This window comes from Wolbachia endosymbiont of Cruorifilaria tuberocauda (assembly GCF_013365475.1).
Classification (GTDB): Bacteria; Pseudomonadota; Alphaproteobacteria; order Rickettsiales; family Anaplasmataceae; genus Wolbachia.
In genome coordinates this window covers 141,339-157,784 of the sequence record NZ_CP046579.1, presented here as the reverse complement: position 1 = coordinate 157,784, position 16,446 = coordinate 141,339, and the positions used below count along the sequence as shown (strand labels likewise).

Annotated in this window: 12 protein-coding genes; 9 read left to right on the top strand and 3 right to left on the bottom strand. The window is 32.1% G+C overall.

All coding sequences use genetic code 11. The features are described from left to right. Positions 1 to 18 precede the first annotated feature (18 nt). Positions 19 to 741, top strand: a complete 723-nt coding sequence (gene purC, locus GOY13_RS00570; RefSeq protein ID WP_175813928.1) for a phosphoribosylaminoimidazolesuccinocarboxamide synthase — start codon at positions 19 to 21, stop codon at positions 739 to 741. Here the strand turns inward: purC and purM are convergent. Beyond that, a complete protein-coding gene (gene purM / locus GOY13_RS00565) occupies positions 738 to 1,775 on the bottom strand; it encodes a phosphoribosylformylglycinamidine cyclo-ligase (RefSeq protein ID WP_175813927.1) in 1,038 nt (345 codons plus the stop codon). The two genes, purC and purM, sit on opposite strands and share 4 nt — an antisense overlap. A gap of 133 nt (positions 1,776 to 1,908) precedes the next feature. On the opposite strand from purM, the gene GOY13_RS00560 reads away from it, so the two are divergent. The 6 genes from GOY13_RS00560 to glyA all read left to right on the top strand — a co-directional run bounded on the left by GOY13_RS00560 (position 1,909) and on the right by glyA (position 9,788). After that, positions 1,909 to 2,199, top strand: coding sequence for a hypothetical protein (locus GOY13_RS00560; protein WP_175813926.1), 291 nt, complete (start codon positions 1,909 to 1,911; stop codon positions 2,197 to 2,199). A 32-nt stretch (positions 2,200 to 2,231) separates the two neighbouring features. Further along, positions 2,232 to 2,558, top strand: a complete 327-nt coding sequence (locus tag GOY13_RS00555; RefSeq protein ID WP_175813925.1) for a hypothetical protein — start codon at positions 2,232 to 2,234, stop codon at positions 2,556 to 2,558. Positions 2,559 to 3,833: 1,275 nt separating this feature from the next. Beyond that, a complete protein-coding gene (gene hemE / locus GOY13_RS00550; protein WP_175813924.1) occupies positions 3,834 to 4,850 on the top strand; it encodes a uroporphyrinogen decarboxylase in 1,017 nt (338 codons plus the stop codon). 69 nt (positions 4,851 to 4,919) lie between these two features. Then, entirely contained in the window at positions 4,920 to 6,113 is a 1,194-nt protein-coding gene (locus GOY13_RS00545; protein WP_175813923.1) for a pyridoxal phosphate-dependent aminotransferase, read from the top strand. 1,127 nt (positions 6,114 to 7,240) lie between these two features. Then, on the top strand, positions 7,241 to 8,452 hold the full coding sequence (locus GOY13_RS00540; RefSeq protein ID WP_175813922.1) for an MFS transporter: 1,212 nt from the start codon (positions 7,241 to 7,243) through the stop codon (positions 8,450 to 8,452). A gap of 58 nt (positions 8,453 to 8,510) precedes the next feature. Continuing rightward, complete coding sequence (gene glyA, locus GOY13_RS00535) at positions 8,511 to 9,788, top strand: serine hydroxymethyltransferase (RefSeq protein ID WP_175813921.1); 1,278 nt, start codon at positions 8,511 to 8,513, stop codon at positions 9,786 to 9,788. A 1,321-nt stretch (positions 9,789 to 11,109) separates the two neighbouring features. On the opposite strand, the gene dusB is transcribed toward glyA, so the two are convergent. Continuing rightward, entirely contained in the window at positions 11,110 to 12,060 is a 951-nt protein-coding gene (gene dusB / locus GOY13_RS00530; RefSeq protein WP_175813920.1) for a tRNA dihydrouridine synthase DusB, read from the bottom strand. 13 nt (positions 12,061 to 12,073) lie between these two features. Continuing rightward, positions 12,074 to 13,381: a hypothetical protein gene (locus tag GOY13_RS00525; protein WP_175813919.1), complete on the bottom strand. Its 1,308-nt coding sequence runs from the start codon at positions 13,379 to 13,381 to the stop codon at positions 12,074 to 12,076. Positions 13,382 to 13,532: 151 nt separating this feature from the next. On the opposite strand from GOY13_RS00525, the gene serS reads away from it, so the two are divergent. Together serS and purD are read left to right on the top strand one after the other, a co-directional pair. Continuing rightward, positions 13,533 to 14,810 carry a serine--tRNA ligase gene (serS, locus tag GOY13_RS00520; protein ID WP_175814404.1) on the top strand — a complete coding sequence of 426 codons (1,278 nt, stop codon included), beginning with the start codon at positions 13,533 to 13,535 and terminating at the stop codon, positions 14,808 to 14,810. A gap of 33 nt (positions 14,811 to 14,843) precedes the next feature. After that, complete coding sequence (gene purD / locus GOY13_RS00515) at positions 14,844 to 16,115, top strand: phosphoribosylamine--glycine ligase (RefSeq protein WP_175813918.1); 1,272 nt, start codon at positions 14,844 to 14,846, stop codon at positions 16,113 to 16,115. Positions 16,116 to 16,446 lie beyond the last annotated feature (331 nt).

Here is a 16,446-nt window from a genome sequence, read left to right as displayed (position 1 = left end):
AATATAGCTGAATCATTTATGCTACCAGGTCAAATAGTATATGAAGGCAAAACTAAGTCCATTATTGAAACAAAAAATCCATTAATTGTTATACAGTATTTTAAAGATGACGTCACAGCACTTAATAAAAAAAAGCATGAAATTATTGAAGGCAAAGGAATAATAAATAACCTTATTAGTGCTTTTATCATGAGAAAACTCAAAAAAATGGGAATTGCCACACACTTTATAAAAACCTTAAATAAGAGGGAGCAATTAGTAAAAAAATTAAAAATTATACCCCTTGAAATAGTAGTAAGAAATGTTGCAGCAGGAAGTTTTTGTAAGCGCTTTAACATAAAAGAAGGTAAGAGACTTGTACCTCCCATAATAGAGCTCTTTTATAAAGATGACAATTTATCTGACCCTATGGTAAATGAAAATCATGTAACATATTTTGGATGGCTATCCTGCCAAGAAATAGAGGAAATTAAGATTATATCTTTAGAGATCAATAAATTCCTAATAGACCTATTTTTTAACGTAGTAATAGACTTGATTGATATTAAACTGGAATTTGGCAGATTAATGAGTAATAGTACAAAACTCATCTTAGCTGATGAAATCAGTCCAGACAATTGTAGGCTATGGGACATAGATACACATAAGAAATTAGATAAGGATGTTTTTCGTTTAAGCTTAGGAGACCTAAAGGAGGCATACTTAGAAATTGCAAAAAGGTTATCACTAAAGTTAATTTAACTAAATACTACCCTCTCAAATGAATAATCATATGCATCATCAAGTTTCCCAATAACTTTAATCTCTTCTCCACACTTTTGAAAGTAATCTTTTACACTTTGTATGTTTTCAGATCCTATAATTAATACCACACCAATACCACAATTGAATGTTTTTAGCATTTCTTGCTTTCCTATCTTACCTTCTTCTATCATCCATAAAAATATATCCGGCCACTTCCAAGAATTAGTATCTATATTTGCAAACAAATCTTTCGGAAGAATTCGTGGAATATTATCTATAAAGCTACCACCTGTGATGTGTGCAATACCTTTTATTTGGGGCATAATAGATAACAAAGAATCAACATATATTTTTGTGGGCTTAAGCAATACCTCTCCCCAAATCTGGTTATTCCATGGAGATAAATCATTATAGTTTATACCTAAATTTTTTAAAATACAACGTACTAAAGAAAATCCATTTGAATGAATCCCACTTGATTCTAATCCAACTATATAATCTCCTGCTTTCATTGCACTAAGATTTGGAAGAATTTTATTTTTATTAACTACCCCAACTACAAACCCTGCAAGGTCATAATGACTATTGCCATACATTCCAGGCATTTCTGCAGTTTCCCCACCAATTAATGCTATTTTAGCTTGCCTGCATCCCTCTACAATACCTTGAACTACAGAAAGCAAAACATCTTTACCCAGAATACCTATTGCAAAATAATCAAGAAAGAACAAAGGTGTCGCCCCTTGCGCGAGCAAGTCATTTACACACATCGCAACTAGGTCTATACCTACAGTATCATGTCTACCTACTTCTTGAGCTATTAGTAGCTTTGTGCCTACCCCATCAGTTGAGGAAACTAGCACAGGGTGATCATATTTTTTGATTAACTTGGCAAAATCAAACATGGCAGAAAATGAACCTATCTCACTAATCACCTCTTCTTTTTTGTTTTTTTCAACAATGAATTTGACTTCTTTCATCAACTTATTATACAGTTCAAGATCTACTCCTGATTTAGAATAGGTATTCATGATTATTTTGGAAATTTTACAGTTATTAACACTATATTAATAAACCACCACAAAAAGCACAATGAAATTCTCTCTCAATTGACTATCAATGCACTAACAATATAGGGTAATTTAAATTATTTACAATTGCCTAATGAATAAAAACATCAAAAATGTATTATTGATAGCAGAGTTACTGTCAGGAAGATTGCTTCATGACTTCGCAAATTCTATGAATGGAATAATTTTTAGCTTAGAAGAGTTTGAAGAATGTGACAAGGATGATATCACATATAAGGAGGCATTGTTGTTGCTTAGAGAGAGTTCTAATGATTTGATAAATAAACATAAAGTTATGAAGCAAGCGTATTCTTCTTCAGAAGATAATTACAACTTCTGTCAGACGAAATCCAACATTGAGAATTATTTATTAAAAAAAAAGTAAAGTTTACTTGGGAGATAGATGAGCACCCTATAATGGGTAGGGAAGACTTGATTGAAAAAATAAACAAAATAATTTCGAATATGGCGTTAACCATAGCTAGTGTAGTAGCAGAAGTTGAATTAGTTTCTGTTTTATTAAGCCAGACAGAAGGTAAAACATTACTAACTATAAAAATTTTAAATAGGCACAAACCAATGAGCAAATCTCTAGCAAATAAATTAACAAAAAAAGATAATATCAATTTAAATGCAAAAGATGTTAACGTCTACATGACTTCTTTATTATTAGAGTATTATAATACTGAGATACACTGCTATTGTGAGAATAACTTGCTGGAAATAGGATTAGTTTTAACCTAAAACAACCTTACTTGCTTCATAGAAGAAAGAAGCATCTATGAGTTATAAGTTCCTCAGATTAAACTTATTATATCATTCATTTTAGCACCTCATTTAATGCGCATTAATATTATATAAGTTTTAGCATTTCAAGTTTCTCATCTAAAAATAAGATACCATTTTAAGAACATTAACCTACTTTGTAATCATTAAGATCTAATGTTATTAGACTATCGTTTACTGCGTTTTTAACGGCAAGCTAACTAATGTTCTAATTCTTCATGAGCTTGCCCCTTATTACGAATTGAAAGAACTAAACTACCAAGTATAGTGGGTCACTTTTCATGGTTAATTTTATTTTCATACTCTCTTTTACACCCTTGATGAGAGAATTCGTGTTGATATTCTAGCTTATTTCAACACTTAAATAGGTATACCATAAGAGTTCGATTTTTGTGGTCGATGTTTAGCATTAGTTTTTACATGAAACTAACTATTGAAATTAGGATATCAAGCCTTGTTATAATGACATAGTACAATATCCAGCTTGCTGACTTTATTTTTTATAAATAGGTCAAATATCTTCCATTGAAAGTCGGAAGCAATATTTTATATAAGTTTTCTTAGGCAAAAGTCTTTGTTTCTATTGAGAATAATACTTTTTATGTAAGAAAAGCAATTGCGTTGTCAGAGTTTTTTATAGACTACTGTTTTGGTTGATATGATACCTCTTGCCTTCCAATTTTCATATTTACCATATTTACATATCTCTATGTTCAGTGTGTAATTTCTACATAAGGGCCATTACACTAAATTACATTGTAGTTACAAGACTTCAGCAAACTGTTGAATATAATAAGACATAACAGGTCATTAGCACTCAATTATATATTTTTTTGAGACACAGAATTCCATGAAAGGAGCAGAAAATTTTTATATTAGATTTGTTAAGAAAAACACTGTCAAATACTTAATAAGTATGTGGATAATGTTCAATCAACCTGTGAATTATGTGTTAATACAAGATATTAACAATTTTTTAACAAATTTTTCACTAGCATATACATAGCTATATAACAGAGCCCAATAATGATGGTTTTCCATAAGCAAAGATTACTAACAATCAAAACACTCCACTTATGCATAAAAATAGCAACATGTAAAAGTTATTAACATGTTTATCCACAAATCAAGTAGAAAAGATTTCGTCAGACTATAAATTAACAACAAGTTCTTGAGAAACTTATTATTATATATAATCTCTATATACAAATGGAATAAGTAACTTTATCAGAAGTGACTAACAGCAAAGCTACAATAGCAAAAGTTATTAGAGAGCGCAAAAAAGGTTGCAGAACACCTATTTGGCTAATGCGGCAGGCCGGTAGATCTCTTCCTGAATATCAGGAAATAATGAAAGGTGTAAGCAACTTTATGAGAGTATGTTACAATACAGATTTGATTGCAGAGATAACATTGCAACCAATAACAAGATTCGATATGGATGCAGCTATAATTTTTTCAGACATTTTGGTAATAGCTGATGCTTTAGGCTATAATGTAAGCTTCATACCTGGAGAAGGGCCAGTAATAAAGCCTATAGAAAGCTCCAAAGAGTTGAGAGGCTTACACGAAGTTGAAGGTAAGATTTTGCCAATTCTGAATGCAATAAAAATGGTGAGAAACAAATTACCGGAAGAAAAATCTCTTATAGGATTTGCTGGAGGTCCATGGACAGTAGCTTCGTACATTATAGAAGGTAGAAGCAGTAAAAATTTTTCTAAAGCGCTAATTTGCCACTCAAGTTTAGAAGAAGTAATAGAACAAATAACAGAAGCAACGATTATTTATTTGATTAGACAGATAGAGTCTGGGGCGGATGTTATAAAATTGTTTGATAGCAATGCTGGCATCCTTCCGTCATGGAAACCATTTAAAAAGTACGTTATCGAACCGACAAGGAAGATTGTTTTAGCAATAAAAAGTAAGTTCCCTGGGTTTCCAATAATAGGTTTTCCAAAATTTGCTGGAAGATTTTATAAAGATTACTGTGAGCAGACAAGCATATCTGCAATAAGCATAGATTATAGTGTATCAATAGAATGGGCAAAGAAAAACTTGAAACTTCCTTTGCAGGGAAATCTGAACCCTAGTCTTCTAGCCTATGATAAAGCAGGGGCAATCAAAGAAGCAAGACGTATAATGGATTATTTGAAAGATCTACCTTTTATATTTAATCTTGGACACGGAGTTCTTCCCAATACTCCAATTGAGAATATTGCTGCATTAGTAAATTTTGTGAAAAATTATTAATACAATAACAAAATTTCTCGCTTTTTTGCTGAACATAGTTTATTATCTTAATTTAACTTTAGTAAGATTATGTTAAGACTTGCAAAAAGAATGTCCTTGATAAAATTATCACCTACAGTTGCTGTAACTGATAAGGTAAGCAGGTTAAAAAATGAGGGCAAAAAGATCTGCATTTTATCTGCAGGAGAACCAGATTTTGATACTCCTTACCATATAAAGAAAGCAGCTATCCAAGCAATAAATGATGGTAAGACCAAGTACACTGCTGTCGATGGGACATATGAACTTAAGGAAGCAATAATTAATAAGTTAAAAAGAGATAATAATCTTGAATATACACTTAGCCAAATCTGTGTTGGTGCTGGTGCTAAGCAAGTGCTGTTTAACTTGTTTATGGCAACGATTAACCATGGAGATGAAGCTATAATTCCTGCTCCATGTTGGGTTTCATATGTTGACATGGTAAGTCTCTTTGGTGGGTTACCAATTGTTGTGGAGTGCATGGGAAATTTTAAGCTAACACCAAAGTTGTTAAGAAGTAAGATAACTAGTAAGACTAAATGGCTAGTTCTTAATTCACCAAATAATCCAGCAGGTGTTGTGTATACATATGGTGAATTAAAAGAAATAGCACAGATACTACTTGAACATCCACATGTGAACATTATTACAGATGATATTTACGAGCATATAGTGTACGATGAAAAGTTTTTTACTATTGCTCAAGTTGAGCCAAAGCTTTATGAAAGGGTTTTTGTAGTCAATGGAGTATCAAAAGCTTATGCGATGACGGGCTGGAGAATAGGCTATATTGCTGGTAGAAGTGATATAATAAAAGCTATTTCTGTGCTGCAATCTCAAAGCACTTCTAACCCAAATTCAATAGCACAAGCAGCAGCTGTTGAAGCATTAAACGGTAATCATGCTTTCTTGAAAGAAAGAGTGAAAACTTTTAAAAGTCGCAGAGATTTTGTAGCTCAAAAGTTGAGCTCTGTTTCAGGACTATCAACGTTTACTCCACAAGGTGCATTCTATTTGTTCATTTCATGTAAAAATCTATTAGGTAAGAGTACAAAAAGTGGTAAAATAATAAATAATGACCTTGATTTCGCTGAGTATTTGTTGGAAGATCATTTAGTTGCTGTAGTTCCAGGGGTTGCATTCAGTCTAAAAAATTTTATCAGAGTTTCTTATGTAACCTCTCAGGATCAGTTAGAAATTGGGTGCAACAATATTATAAAAGCATGTGAAATGCTGAGTTAATTTTTTTGTATTTCTTAATAATAGAATGAAATTAATATGTAATAAGGTGTACTTGGTATCGATTATTTTGCTGAAAATAACAGAATTGCAACTCTAAAATGATAGTAGCCTTTGCCTACATTATACTCGTGATATCCATTCTGTTTTATGCTTTTATATATTTTTATTCTTTCTTATTAGCAAGAAAGCATATCTTTTTTTTATAATTTATACATAATTTTAGCTATACAATAATCTATGTATCTTAACTGAAATTAAAGTTATTTTAATGATACAGTTAGTTTTCACTTATTTTGGTAGAATTAAGCATTGACAGGTCTGAAAGTTTTTACTAGTGAATGATTAGGAATCTGTCATATAAAAATTTGATCGAGATAGGTTGAATTATATGTTTTTCATATTAAAAATTTATCCAGTGGTCTTTACTTCTCTTAGTTTTTTTTAATTGATGATGTTTACTACTGCATTTTATAATACAATTTACTTTTTAGTAAATGTTTAAAAGGTTCAGTGTTGATATCTACAAAGCTAGTAAATCTCATTAAACATTGAATCTTTATATGCACTTTCTGTATCTTTAGTTATAGCCTTTGTTTGATTTGCTCATGATAGTTCTATTATCTCACCCACTAAAGTTATGTGTTTTATATGATATATCTTTTTATACAAATTAGAGAAGTTTTACTTAGCATGTTCTTATATGATTTTACAGCGTGTTGTAACGTCCTAGTCATCTGACTTGTTTTAGCATTACATTATTTTATATATAAGATAGTTAATAATCAATCAAATATAATATCTCTGATACTAGATTGTACTATTAAAGGCAAATTTATTATGAAATATAGAGCATGGTAAAATGAGTTTTATAAAAAAATAAAGTTTTAGGTGAAATTATGAATATTTTACTTATCTATAGTATGGCTTTATTATTTTATTCACAGACCAGTTATATAGATAGTAAAAAAGATCATAAATTAAAGTGAAAAGCCTTTTTGAAAAATGTTCTATTGGTTGTAATAACTATGGATTTGACTTTGCTATACTTTAATAAGTTGGAAAAATATTTATGTGAATGTTGCTTTTAATAGCCGGACCATCTACAATGCTAAGTTTGAGACAAGATTATGACACATAGAGTTTTTTTGATATGGATGTTAGCATCACTCTTTTATGCATACCAATATGTATTGCGTGTAATTCCAAATATAATAGCACCTGAGTTAATGACGAAGTTTAACGTAAATGTAATGGATATTGGTCAATTTAGTGGAATATACTATTTGGGATATACATTAGCACATATACCTGTTGGTCTTTTGCTTGATAGATCTGGACCAAAGCTCACTTTACCTATATGTACTGTTTTAACATTTGTTGGTGCATTGCCACTTGTATGTTTTGATGAGTGGTATCCCTCAATACTTGGTAGAATAATCGTTGGGGTTGGATCATCTGCTTCAGCAATTGCAATATTCAAAATTGCAAGCATGCATTTCCCTCAGGGGAAGTCAGAAAAAATGACAAGTTTATCTATAATAATAGGGTTATTAGGAGCTATTTATGGTGGATTACCTCTAGATTTCTTACTTAATAAGTTTGGTTGGGATAGCGTTATATATACTTTCTCAGCATTTGGTTGTTTACTCGCATTATTGTTATTTTTTGCAATACCAAGTGATAATGCACAAAAAGATGTAAATGGTAATATACTTCAAGACTTAAAGGCGGTACTTTGTAACAAACATATTGTTCTAATTAGCTTTTTTGGTAGTTTGATGATTAGTCCATTAGAGGGTTTTGCTGATGGTTGGGTAAGACCTTTCTTGTGTGAAGTGTATCAGTTCACAGGAGATTTAGCATCTTCTCTTTCTTCTTTCATATTTATAGGTTTTGGAGCTGGAGCATTTTTTTTAGCTTTCTTACTAGAAAAATATCCAAGTAGGCACTATGAAGTGATCATAGCATGTTCTATTGCGATGATCTTGAGCTTTCTTTTGCTTTTTACACAGTCTGGTGGCTTATATATTGTGCTTCCTACACTTTTCATTGTTGGCTTTGCATCTGGGTATCAGGTAGTTACCGTTTACAAAGCAATAAGCTATGTATCCACTAATCTAGTAGGTTTAGCTACAGCTGTTTCAAATATGATAATTATGATTTTTGGTTATTTTTCTCATGTCGGAATTGCAAAAATAATAAATTTTTACTGGGATGGAACGATGATACATGGAAATCCTGTATATAGTCCTGAACTACTAATAAAGGCAATGTCAATTATTCCTGTGTGTCTCCTTTTTGCTATTTTTGGATTTATGTGGTTAAGGAAACAGTCTTAAAATCTCTTCTTGTAACTAGTGTGCATTTTAGTATATTAGATTGGGTGAGGTTTAATTTATGATAAGTGTTTCAAGAGGGATTTATAGTTTTAAGAGTGATTTAAAATTTTTTGATAGGGAAATTTATCAATCTTCAATAAAAGAATTACAACGTCAAAGATCACAACTGCAACTGATTGCATCGGAAAACTTTGCAAGCAGAGCAGTAATGGAGGCACAGGGTTCCTTTTTAACTAATAAATATGCAGAAGGTTATCCAGGAAAAAGATACTACTGTGGCTGTGAGTATGTCGATGAGGTTGAGAATCTTGCTATAAGAAGACTTTGTAAGCTGTTTGGTGTTAAATTTGCAAATGTTCAGCCTCACTCTGGTTCTCAGGCAAACCAAGCAGTGTTTGCTTCACTACTCGCTCCAGGAGACACAATACTTGGCTTATCGCTAAGTTGTGGTGGTCATTTGACTCATGGTGCAACACCTAACTTTTCTGGTAAATGGTTTAAAGCAATTCAGTACTCGGTTAACCGAGATACTTACTTACTTGATATGGATGAAGTAGAAAAATTGGCTCTAGAGCATAAGCCAAAGTTAATTATAGCTGGTGCTTCTGCCTATCCAAGAAGAATAGATTTTAAACGCTTTCGTGAGATTGCAGATGAGATTGGTGCATACTTGCTTGCTGATATTGCTCACTATGCAGGGCTTATCGCTGCAGGTGAGTACCCATCACCTGCTGAATATGCACATGTTATAACTTCTACAACTCACAAAACTTTACGCGGTCCTCGTGGTGGAGTAATAATGACAAATGATGAAGCATTGTATAAAAAAATTCAGTCTTCAGTTTTTCCAGGATTACAAGGCGGGCCACTTATGCATGTGATAGCTGCAAAAGCTGTTGCATTCAAGGAAGCATTAGCGCCAGAATTCAAAACTTATAGCAAAAGTGTTATTAAGAATGCTAAAGTGCTAGCTCAAGCACTGCAAGAGCATGGGTTAAATATTATAACTGGTAACACTGATTCTCACATAGTGCTGATTGACTTAAGACCAAAGAAGTTAACTGGGAAAAGTGTTGTAGATAGTCTTGAGAGGGCCAGTATAATCTGTAATAAAAACTCTATACCATTTGATACAGAAAAACCAACTATTGCTTCAGGTCTACGTTTTGGCACTGCTGCTGAAACAACACGTGGACTTGAAGCAAAAAATTTCAAAGAGATAGCTAGCCTAATAAATAAGATAATTCATGGACTAGTTAATGGATATAGCTCGAATGTTGAAAGAGAAGTAAAAAAGGAAGTTGAGAAAATTTGTAGTAATTTTCCTATTTATTAACTTTAATAAAGTATATTACTTACTAGCATCAAGCGTGTATAGAGCTAAATGGATATTTTGATTTGTATAATAGAACATGTTATCCAACTGTGTGATATAGAGTCTAGCCAACCAGGGGGGTAACTCTTATTGAGTAATTAAGAAACAAAATCTAGTTTAAAGATCTAGATTGTGGTATCATGTCCTAGAATTGTAGAATTGATTGAAAAAATATTGTAGTGCGCCATCAGGTAGCTTACTTCCTTTAAGAAAGGAGTTTATCTTTTTTCATATCTAGAATTGCTTTTCATAAATTATCTTTGCTTATTTGCTTGGAATGATCTGTTAGATTTACTTATACTTTCCACTTATTGGAAAGTGTATGAAAATGTTTTATTTTCATAAATACTAAATTTGTATAAATCCCATGAGGGCTTATTTTTTTAAAATTTTCTTTCTTCTACTCAAGTCCAGAATAAGTAGTGTTACAGATTGCTTTAGCTATAAATACAAGAGCTTTGCTAAGCAAAAAAGGGCAAATGAGGTTGATACTCGTATTTGCTTTTTGCATATGGAAGATACGTTAATACTTGTATTAATATATAACACAATGTTTATTGTTCATAATTCTGGATTAAGTTTTACTCCTACTATATGCTGCTCTTATTCTGCTTTTTCTTAAAGTTACAATAGAAGTAAGTGGTAAGGTTATTTAATAGTGAAGATGCGAAAATAGTGATATAGAAAATCTTTTGATTGAGCTGAATAAATTAGAAAACAAGCTGCTTCTAAAACAATGTGAAATTGAATTTAATCTTTCATTAAATTAATTTGGAAAAATTGAGATACAAAAGAAAATGTTTCTATCGCATAGTAAACACAGAAATTGGTCAAGAAAACTAGGAAGAAGCTTGAAAAATATTGCAGTTAAATTCTGCTTTGACAGTTAATGTATGTAAAACTAATTTAGATCAAGAAGGTTCAATTAATATTGATAGAAAAATAATTAACTCATTTAATTTTAATTATGTTATTATGGCATATACTAGGCTTTATATAGTTTTTCTTAGATCTATTGTGTTAAAAACAGTTTTGATATCTTACATAAGCTTTTTTTCCAAGATCAACTATTTTATGTTTATGAGTAGTTAAAATATTCATAATTAGTGCCTTATGCTCATTTCATAATATGATCTCATATCTTCGTTGATCTTACCTGTACTTCAGTTTCTTAAGATGTGAAATTAGCTTACAATTTATTTAATGCAATATCTGACTTTATGAGTGCTTGTATATTTTTTATATTTTCTTATCCTTTTTTTGCTTAGTTATAAAGAAGTTTTTAACTAAAAAAACTGACTATGTTTTCCTTTACTTCTATGCTGTCTGTCATGTTGTTTATCCTTAGGCGGAATTCAGATGAATTTTTAAGTCCATTACTATACCAGCCTATGTGTTTACGGGCCATTTTTATTCCTGCATCATTCCCATAAAATTCAAGAATACTATCGTAGTGTTCAAGTATGACACTCAGTTTTTCCGAGGCTGTTAGTTCAAAAATCTTGCTTCCACTTATAAAATTTATTGCTTGATTAATCAGCCAAGGTTTACCATAAGTGCCACGACCTATCATCACTCCGTCTGCCTTAGACTCATTAAGAGCTTTCTGAATATCGCTGAAATTTTTGATGTCGCCGTTTACTATAACAGGAATTTTTACTTGCTCTTTGACATTTCTAACAAATTTCCAATCTGCTTGGCCATTGTAAAATTGTGCTCTTGTCCTTCCATGAACGGTTATCATTTTTATACCTAAGTCCTCTGCAATTTTTGCTAGACGTGGAGCATTACGACTTTCATCATCCCACCCAGTGCGCATTTTCAGAGTAACTGGCACATTAACTGCTTTAACTACAGCTTCAATTATTTTAGCAGCCTTTTTTTCATCGCGCATTAGTGCTGATCCTGCATAACCATTTACAACTTTTTTGACTGGACAGCCAAAATTTATGTCTATGATCTTTACACCCATATCACTATTCAGTTTTGCTGCTTCTGCTATCAAGTCTGGCTCACATCCAGCAAGCTGTACAGCAGTAAGTTCGTCAACTTTTGCTTTTTTTATGCTCTGGCGAGTTTGCATAATCATAGGCCTGCTTGCGATCATTTCTGAGATTAACAAACTTGCACCAAGTTTTTTTACAATGCTTCTGAATGGGAAATCAGTTACTCCAGACATTGGGGCTAAAATTACCGGAGAATTGATTATCAAATTTCCTATTTGAAAAGGCATGATTTTTTATCAATCACATAATGCTGCATAAACTCACCTTTTCCTTTTTTAGAGCAGAAGAAAAGGATATTTGTGTTCCTAATGGAAGCTTACATAGTAACCCACTTTCTAAATCTTCTTTCCATTTTTTATCTTTCATGAGTACTTCTGTATATTCTTTCCTTTTCTTGTTTAAGTCAAATTTATACCTTGATAGCTCTTTGTCAATTTCATCAAATGATTTACCTTCACTGAGCTTTTGTGTAATCTTATTAGCATTTTCTAATGCGAATATTCCGCAATTATAACCATCACTTTGCTGTTTAATCGTGGAATTTCTTATATTATTGCTTTCTATTTTTAAAGCTGATTCCAGTGCACTTACTATACTGTCAGCATTTATTGGAACATTGACTAATTCATTTTTTTTGTTATTGCATATTTGCACTGTTTTTTTGATATCTTTGCTCATTTCTTCATTTCCTTGTGCATTCAGCTCATTAGCTTGTTTATTAAGTGGTGTAACCAACTGATTTTTAATTTCATTTGCATTTTCTATGTTGCTACGTTGGCTACCAAAGCGTGGTAATTTAGCTATAAAAGAATCACAGTAGTAGGCTATAAATTTTTTGTTATTTAGGTTATATGAGACTACTAGTGTAGTCCAATGATGATTTTCTAAGTTTAACACTGAAGTAAATGTTGCTTTTTGATTTTTTTGCTCTACTTTATTTTTATATTCTATTAGCCTTTCATTTAAAGTTTCAAGATTACTAGGAATGCAAAAAGATACATAGTTATCCGGGCTTTCTGAGTAGTTGTATACAGCTCTTGCAATATGAGCAATATCATGTTGCTGCAGCCAATAGGTATAATTTTCTCTATTTGTTTGATGTACAAGAGTTGGTAAATTTTCGTGAAATTTTTTGCTAATTAAACTGTTATCATTTGAGGTGATAAAACCCATGTGGCTAATGTCTTCTAGACTATATTCACTGCCTAGTACAGTACTACCATTTTTGCCTTGAATTTCTTGCCTACCTCCATTTGATTCTTTCTTACTAAGAAATCCTTTAGTTGAGTTATATAGGGTCTTGATAGTTGCATCTCGTGTTACTGCAAGAACAATTTCTATCACGATCCAAATTGTGAAATAAGAAATTGATGTAATAAATGGTAAGATTAATGCTGGAGATCCTATCAATAGTCCTAAATAACCAAGAGAAAATGTAGTTACCAGGTATACGCTAAAGGTATAGATAGAAAGTCTTCTACTAGCTTTGAACTTAGTGAAGTAAGCGCTTCCTTTGAGTTTATTGTATTTCTCTGTAATACCTAACATATTGATTTTATGAATGCTTTAGTTAAGTTTTAAAAGATTCTGGAAGAAAAGTCAATTATGATAGTATTGAAGTTTTTTAACAATATGAGCAAAAATGTTGAGTATTAGAAATTTTTGGAGTACAGTGGCAATGTTAGTAATAGTGCGATCTATGCATGATATAAGGTATATTAGGAAAAATCCTGAAGAATTCGAGAAAGCGATGAAGAGCAGGGGGGTTAATAAGTTTCCTGTAAGTAAGATATTAGAAATTGATTATAAGAAGAGGTTGTTGACCACTAAGCTGCAAGATTTAAATAGGAAACTTAATAAAATTACAGAGGAAATAAGGGAGCTGAAGATGAGTAAGAACTCTTATGAGGAACAGATAGAGCTATCAAAAAGTATCGCAAGTGAGGTAGAGATGATTAGTTTAAAGAAGCAAACAGAAGAGGACAGGTTAGTAAATATTTTATCTAACTTGCCAAATGTTCCTGCACAAGGTGTGCCAATTGGTAAAGATGATGATTCCAACTTGGAGGTGAGGAGGCATGGAGAAAAAAGGAAATTTGATTTTACAGCAAAGCCTCATTATGAACTTGGGGAAAAGTTGAATTTGATAGATTTTAAACAAGTGGCGAAAATTTCTAGGTCAAGATTTGCAATATTGAAAGGGCAATTAGCCAAACTTGGGCGAGCATTGATAAATTTTATGCTTGAAATGCATGTTAATGAATTTGGATATACTGAAGTATATCACCCAGTTTTAGTAAAAAATGAGGCAATGTATAATGTTGGTCAGTTACCAAAGTTTTCTGATGAGTCGTATTTAACTACTGATGAACTAAGGTTGATCCCTACAGGTGAAGTTTTTTTGACAAATTTAGTTGCTGATAAAATAGTGCATGAAAAAGAATTGCCAATCCGTTTTACTGCATATTCAGAGTGTTTCCGTAAGGAAGCTGGTAATGCAGGACGTGATACAAGAGGTATGATAAGGCAACACCAATTTGGTAAGGTGGAGTTGGTAAGTATTACAACTGAGAATCAATCAGATAATGAACTTGATCGCATGACAGGTATTGCTGAAGAGGTATTAAGGAGATTAGAGATACCATATAGAGTGATGTTACTGTGCAGCGGCAATATGGGCTTTGCTGTGCACAAGACTTATGACATAGAGATATGGTTACCTGGGCAAAATAAATACAAAGAAATATCGAGTTGTTCAAATTGTGGTACATTTCAGGCAAGAAGAATGAATACCAAATACTCTTCAGAAGATAGTAAAAAGGCAAAGAAATATGTTCACACTTTAAATGGTTCAGCTTTAGCTATAGGAAGGACTATTATTGCCATAATGGAAAATTATCAAAATTTTAACGGGTCAATTACAATACCAAACGTGTTGCGAAAGTACATGAGTGATGATACTGTTATAAGTATGTGATAATTTTAATATATTGGGAACAAGGAATTAAAGATGAATGTTCTAGTTGTGGGTTCTGGTGGACGTGAGCACGCTCTACTTTGGGCTCTCAAAAAATCCTCAATCTTGACTGAGTTATATGTTACTCCTGGACGTTCAACTATGAAAAATCTTGGGGTCGTTGTGAGTATTAATATAAGAAATCCAATCGATGTTGTACTATTTTGCAAAAGAGAAAATATAAAGTTAGTTATCATTGGTCCAGAACAACCAATAATTGATGGTCTCGCTAATAACTTGATTGCAGAGGGCATAAATGTTTTTGCTCCAAGTCAGGCTGCTGCAAAGCTTGAAGCATCAAAGTCCTTTACTAAGGAGCTATGTAAACAGTATGGTGTGCCAACTGCTAAATACGAGTGTTTTGTTGATGAAGGATTAGCTAAAAACTTTGTACTCAGCAATAAAATAAAATTTCCACTTGTAATAAAAGCAAATGGGATTGCAGCAGGAAAAGGTGTAATAATATGCAATACGGAAAATGAAGCTTTTGCAGCAATAGATTCAATGTTAGTAGAAAAGAAATTTGGTGAGTCAGGTGAAGAAATAATTATAGAAGAGTTTTTAGTTGGAGAAGAAATAAGTTTTTTTGCTCTTGTTGATGGGTTGAAAGTAGTAACTTTCGGGTGTGCAAAGGATTATAAAAAAGCTGATGAAAACAGTGATAGTCAGAATACTGGAGGCATGGGGTCATATTCGTTACCTTCTATTATAAGTAAAGATATGGAGCAAAAAGTTATCCAAAAGATAATATATCCAACAGTTCAGGCAATGACTAACATGGGAACCCCTTATCGTGGCGTGCTCTTTGCTGGTCTGATGATTTGTAGAGGTGATCCGAAACTTCTTGAATATAATGTTAGGTTCGGTGATCCAGAAATACAATCTATTTTACCTAGGTTTGATAAAAGCTGTGATTTATTGAAGCTAATGTTATCAGTTGCAGAAGGAAAATTGGGTACTAAAACTGTGAAATTAACTAGCAAAGCTGTAATTTGTGTAGTCATTGCAAGTAAAGGCTATCCAGGTAATTATCGAACAGGAGAAGCAATTAGTGGATTGGATAAAATTGAAAGTATTCCTGGTATATTAGTATTTCATGCTGGCACCAAATTAGATGAAAGTGGCAACTTAATTTCTGATGGTGGAAGAGTATTAAATATAGTAGGTGAAGGAAATACTTTAGAAGAGGCTAGAAGTAAAGTATATTCAGCGTTAAATTTTCTAGAATGGCCAGGTGGGTTCTTTAGATACGATATTGGGAATTAGATTCCTATATATTAAAGTAAAGAGTTTTGAATCATTTTGAAATAAGTGGAACTGAAGAATTTATGGAAGTATCTAAATTGGTTTATGAAGCTTCTTTGTAGCAAATTAAGGTGATTTATGCTCTAATGGAGTAGAGGAACATGTAGCTAAGAATGGATAAGAGGTTAAAGACATAGTTATAATATATATACTGTAAAGGTAGTAAGCAATATCACAAATAATGAATTGCTAATTATATCAAGAGCATAATCAACTTGCATATGTAAATCTTGTACAGCTAAGTATAAATATACTGGAATATAAATAAGGAGATTATCAAATGTTTACCTTT

Excerpts from the sequence above, each read along its gene's own strand:
- GOY13_RS00555 (WP_175813925.1), top strand. The coding sequence starts at position 2,232 with ATGGGTAGGGAAGACTTGATTGAAAAAATAAACAAAATAATTTCGAAT.
- GOY13_RS00560 (WP_175813926.1), top strand. The coding sequence starts at position 1,909 with ATGAATAAAAACATCAAAAATGTATTATTGATAGCAGAGTTACTGTCA.
- purM (WP_175813927.1), bottom strand. The coding sequence starts at position 1,775 with ATGAATACCTATTCTAAATCAGGAGTAGATCTTGAACTGTATAATAAG.
- glyA (WP_175813921.1), top strand. The coding sequence starts at position 8,511 with ATGATAAGTGTTTCAAGAGGGATTTATAGTTTTAAGAGTGATTTAAAA.
- GOY13_RS00545 (WP_175813923.1), top strand. The coding sequence starts at position 4,920 with ATGTTAAGACTTGCAAAAAGAATGTCCTTGATAAAATTATCACCTACA.
- purC (WP_175813928.1), top strand. The coding sequence starts at position 19 with ATGCTACCAGGTCAAATAGTATATGAAGGCAAAACTAAGTCCATTATT.
- GOY13_RS00540 (WP_175813922.1), top strand. The coding sequence starts at position 7,241 with ATGACACATAGAGTTTTTTTGATATGGATGTTAGCATCACTCTTTTAT.
- dusB (WP_175813920.1), bottom strand. The coding sequence starts at position 12,060 with ATGCCTTTTCAAATAGGAAATTTGATAATCAATTCTCCGGTAATTTTA.
- GOY13_RS00525 (WP_175813919.1), bottom strand. The coding sequence starts at position 13,381 with ATGTTAGGTATTACAGAGAAATACAATAAACTCAAAGGAAGCGCTTAC.
- serS (WP_175814404.1), top strand. The coding sequence starts at position 13,533 with ATGCATGATATAAGGTATATTAGGAAAAATCCTGAAGAATTCGAGAAA.
- purD (WP_175813918.1), top strand. The coding sequence starts at position 14,844 with ATGAATGTTCTAGTTGTGGGTTCTGGTGGACGTGAGCACGCTCTACTT.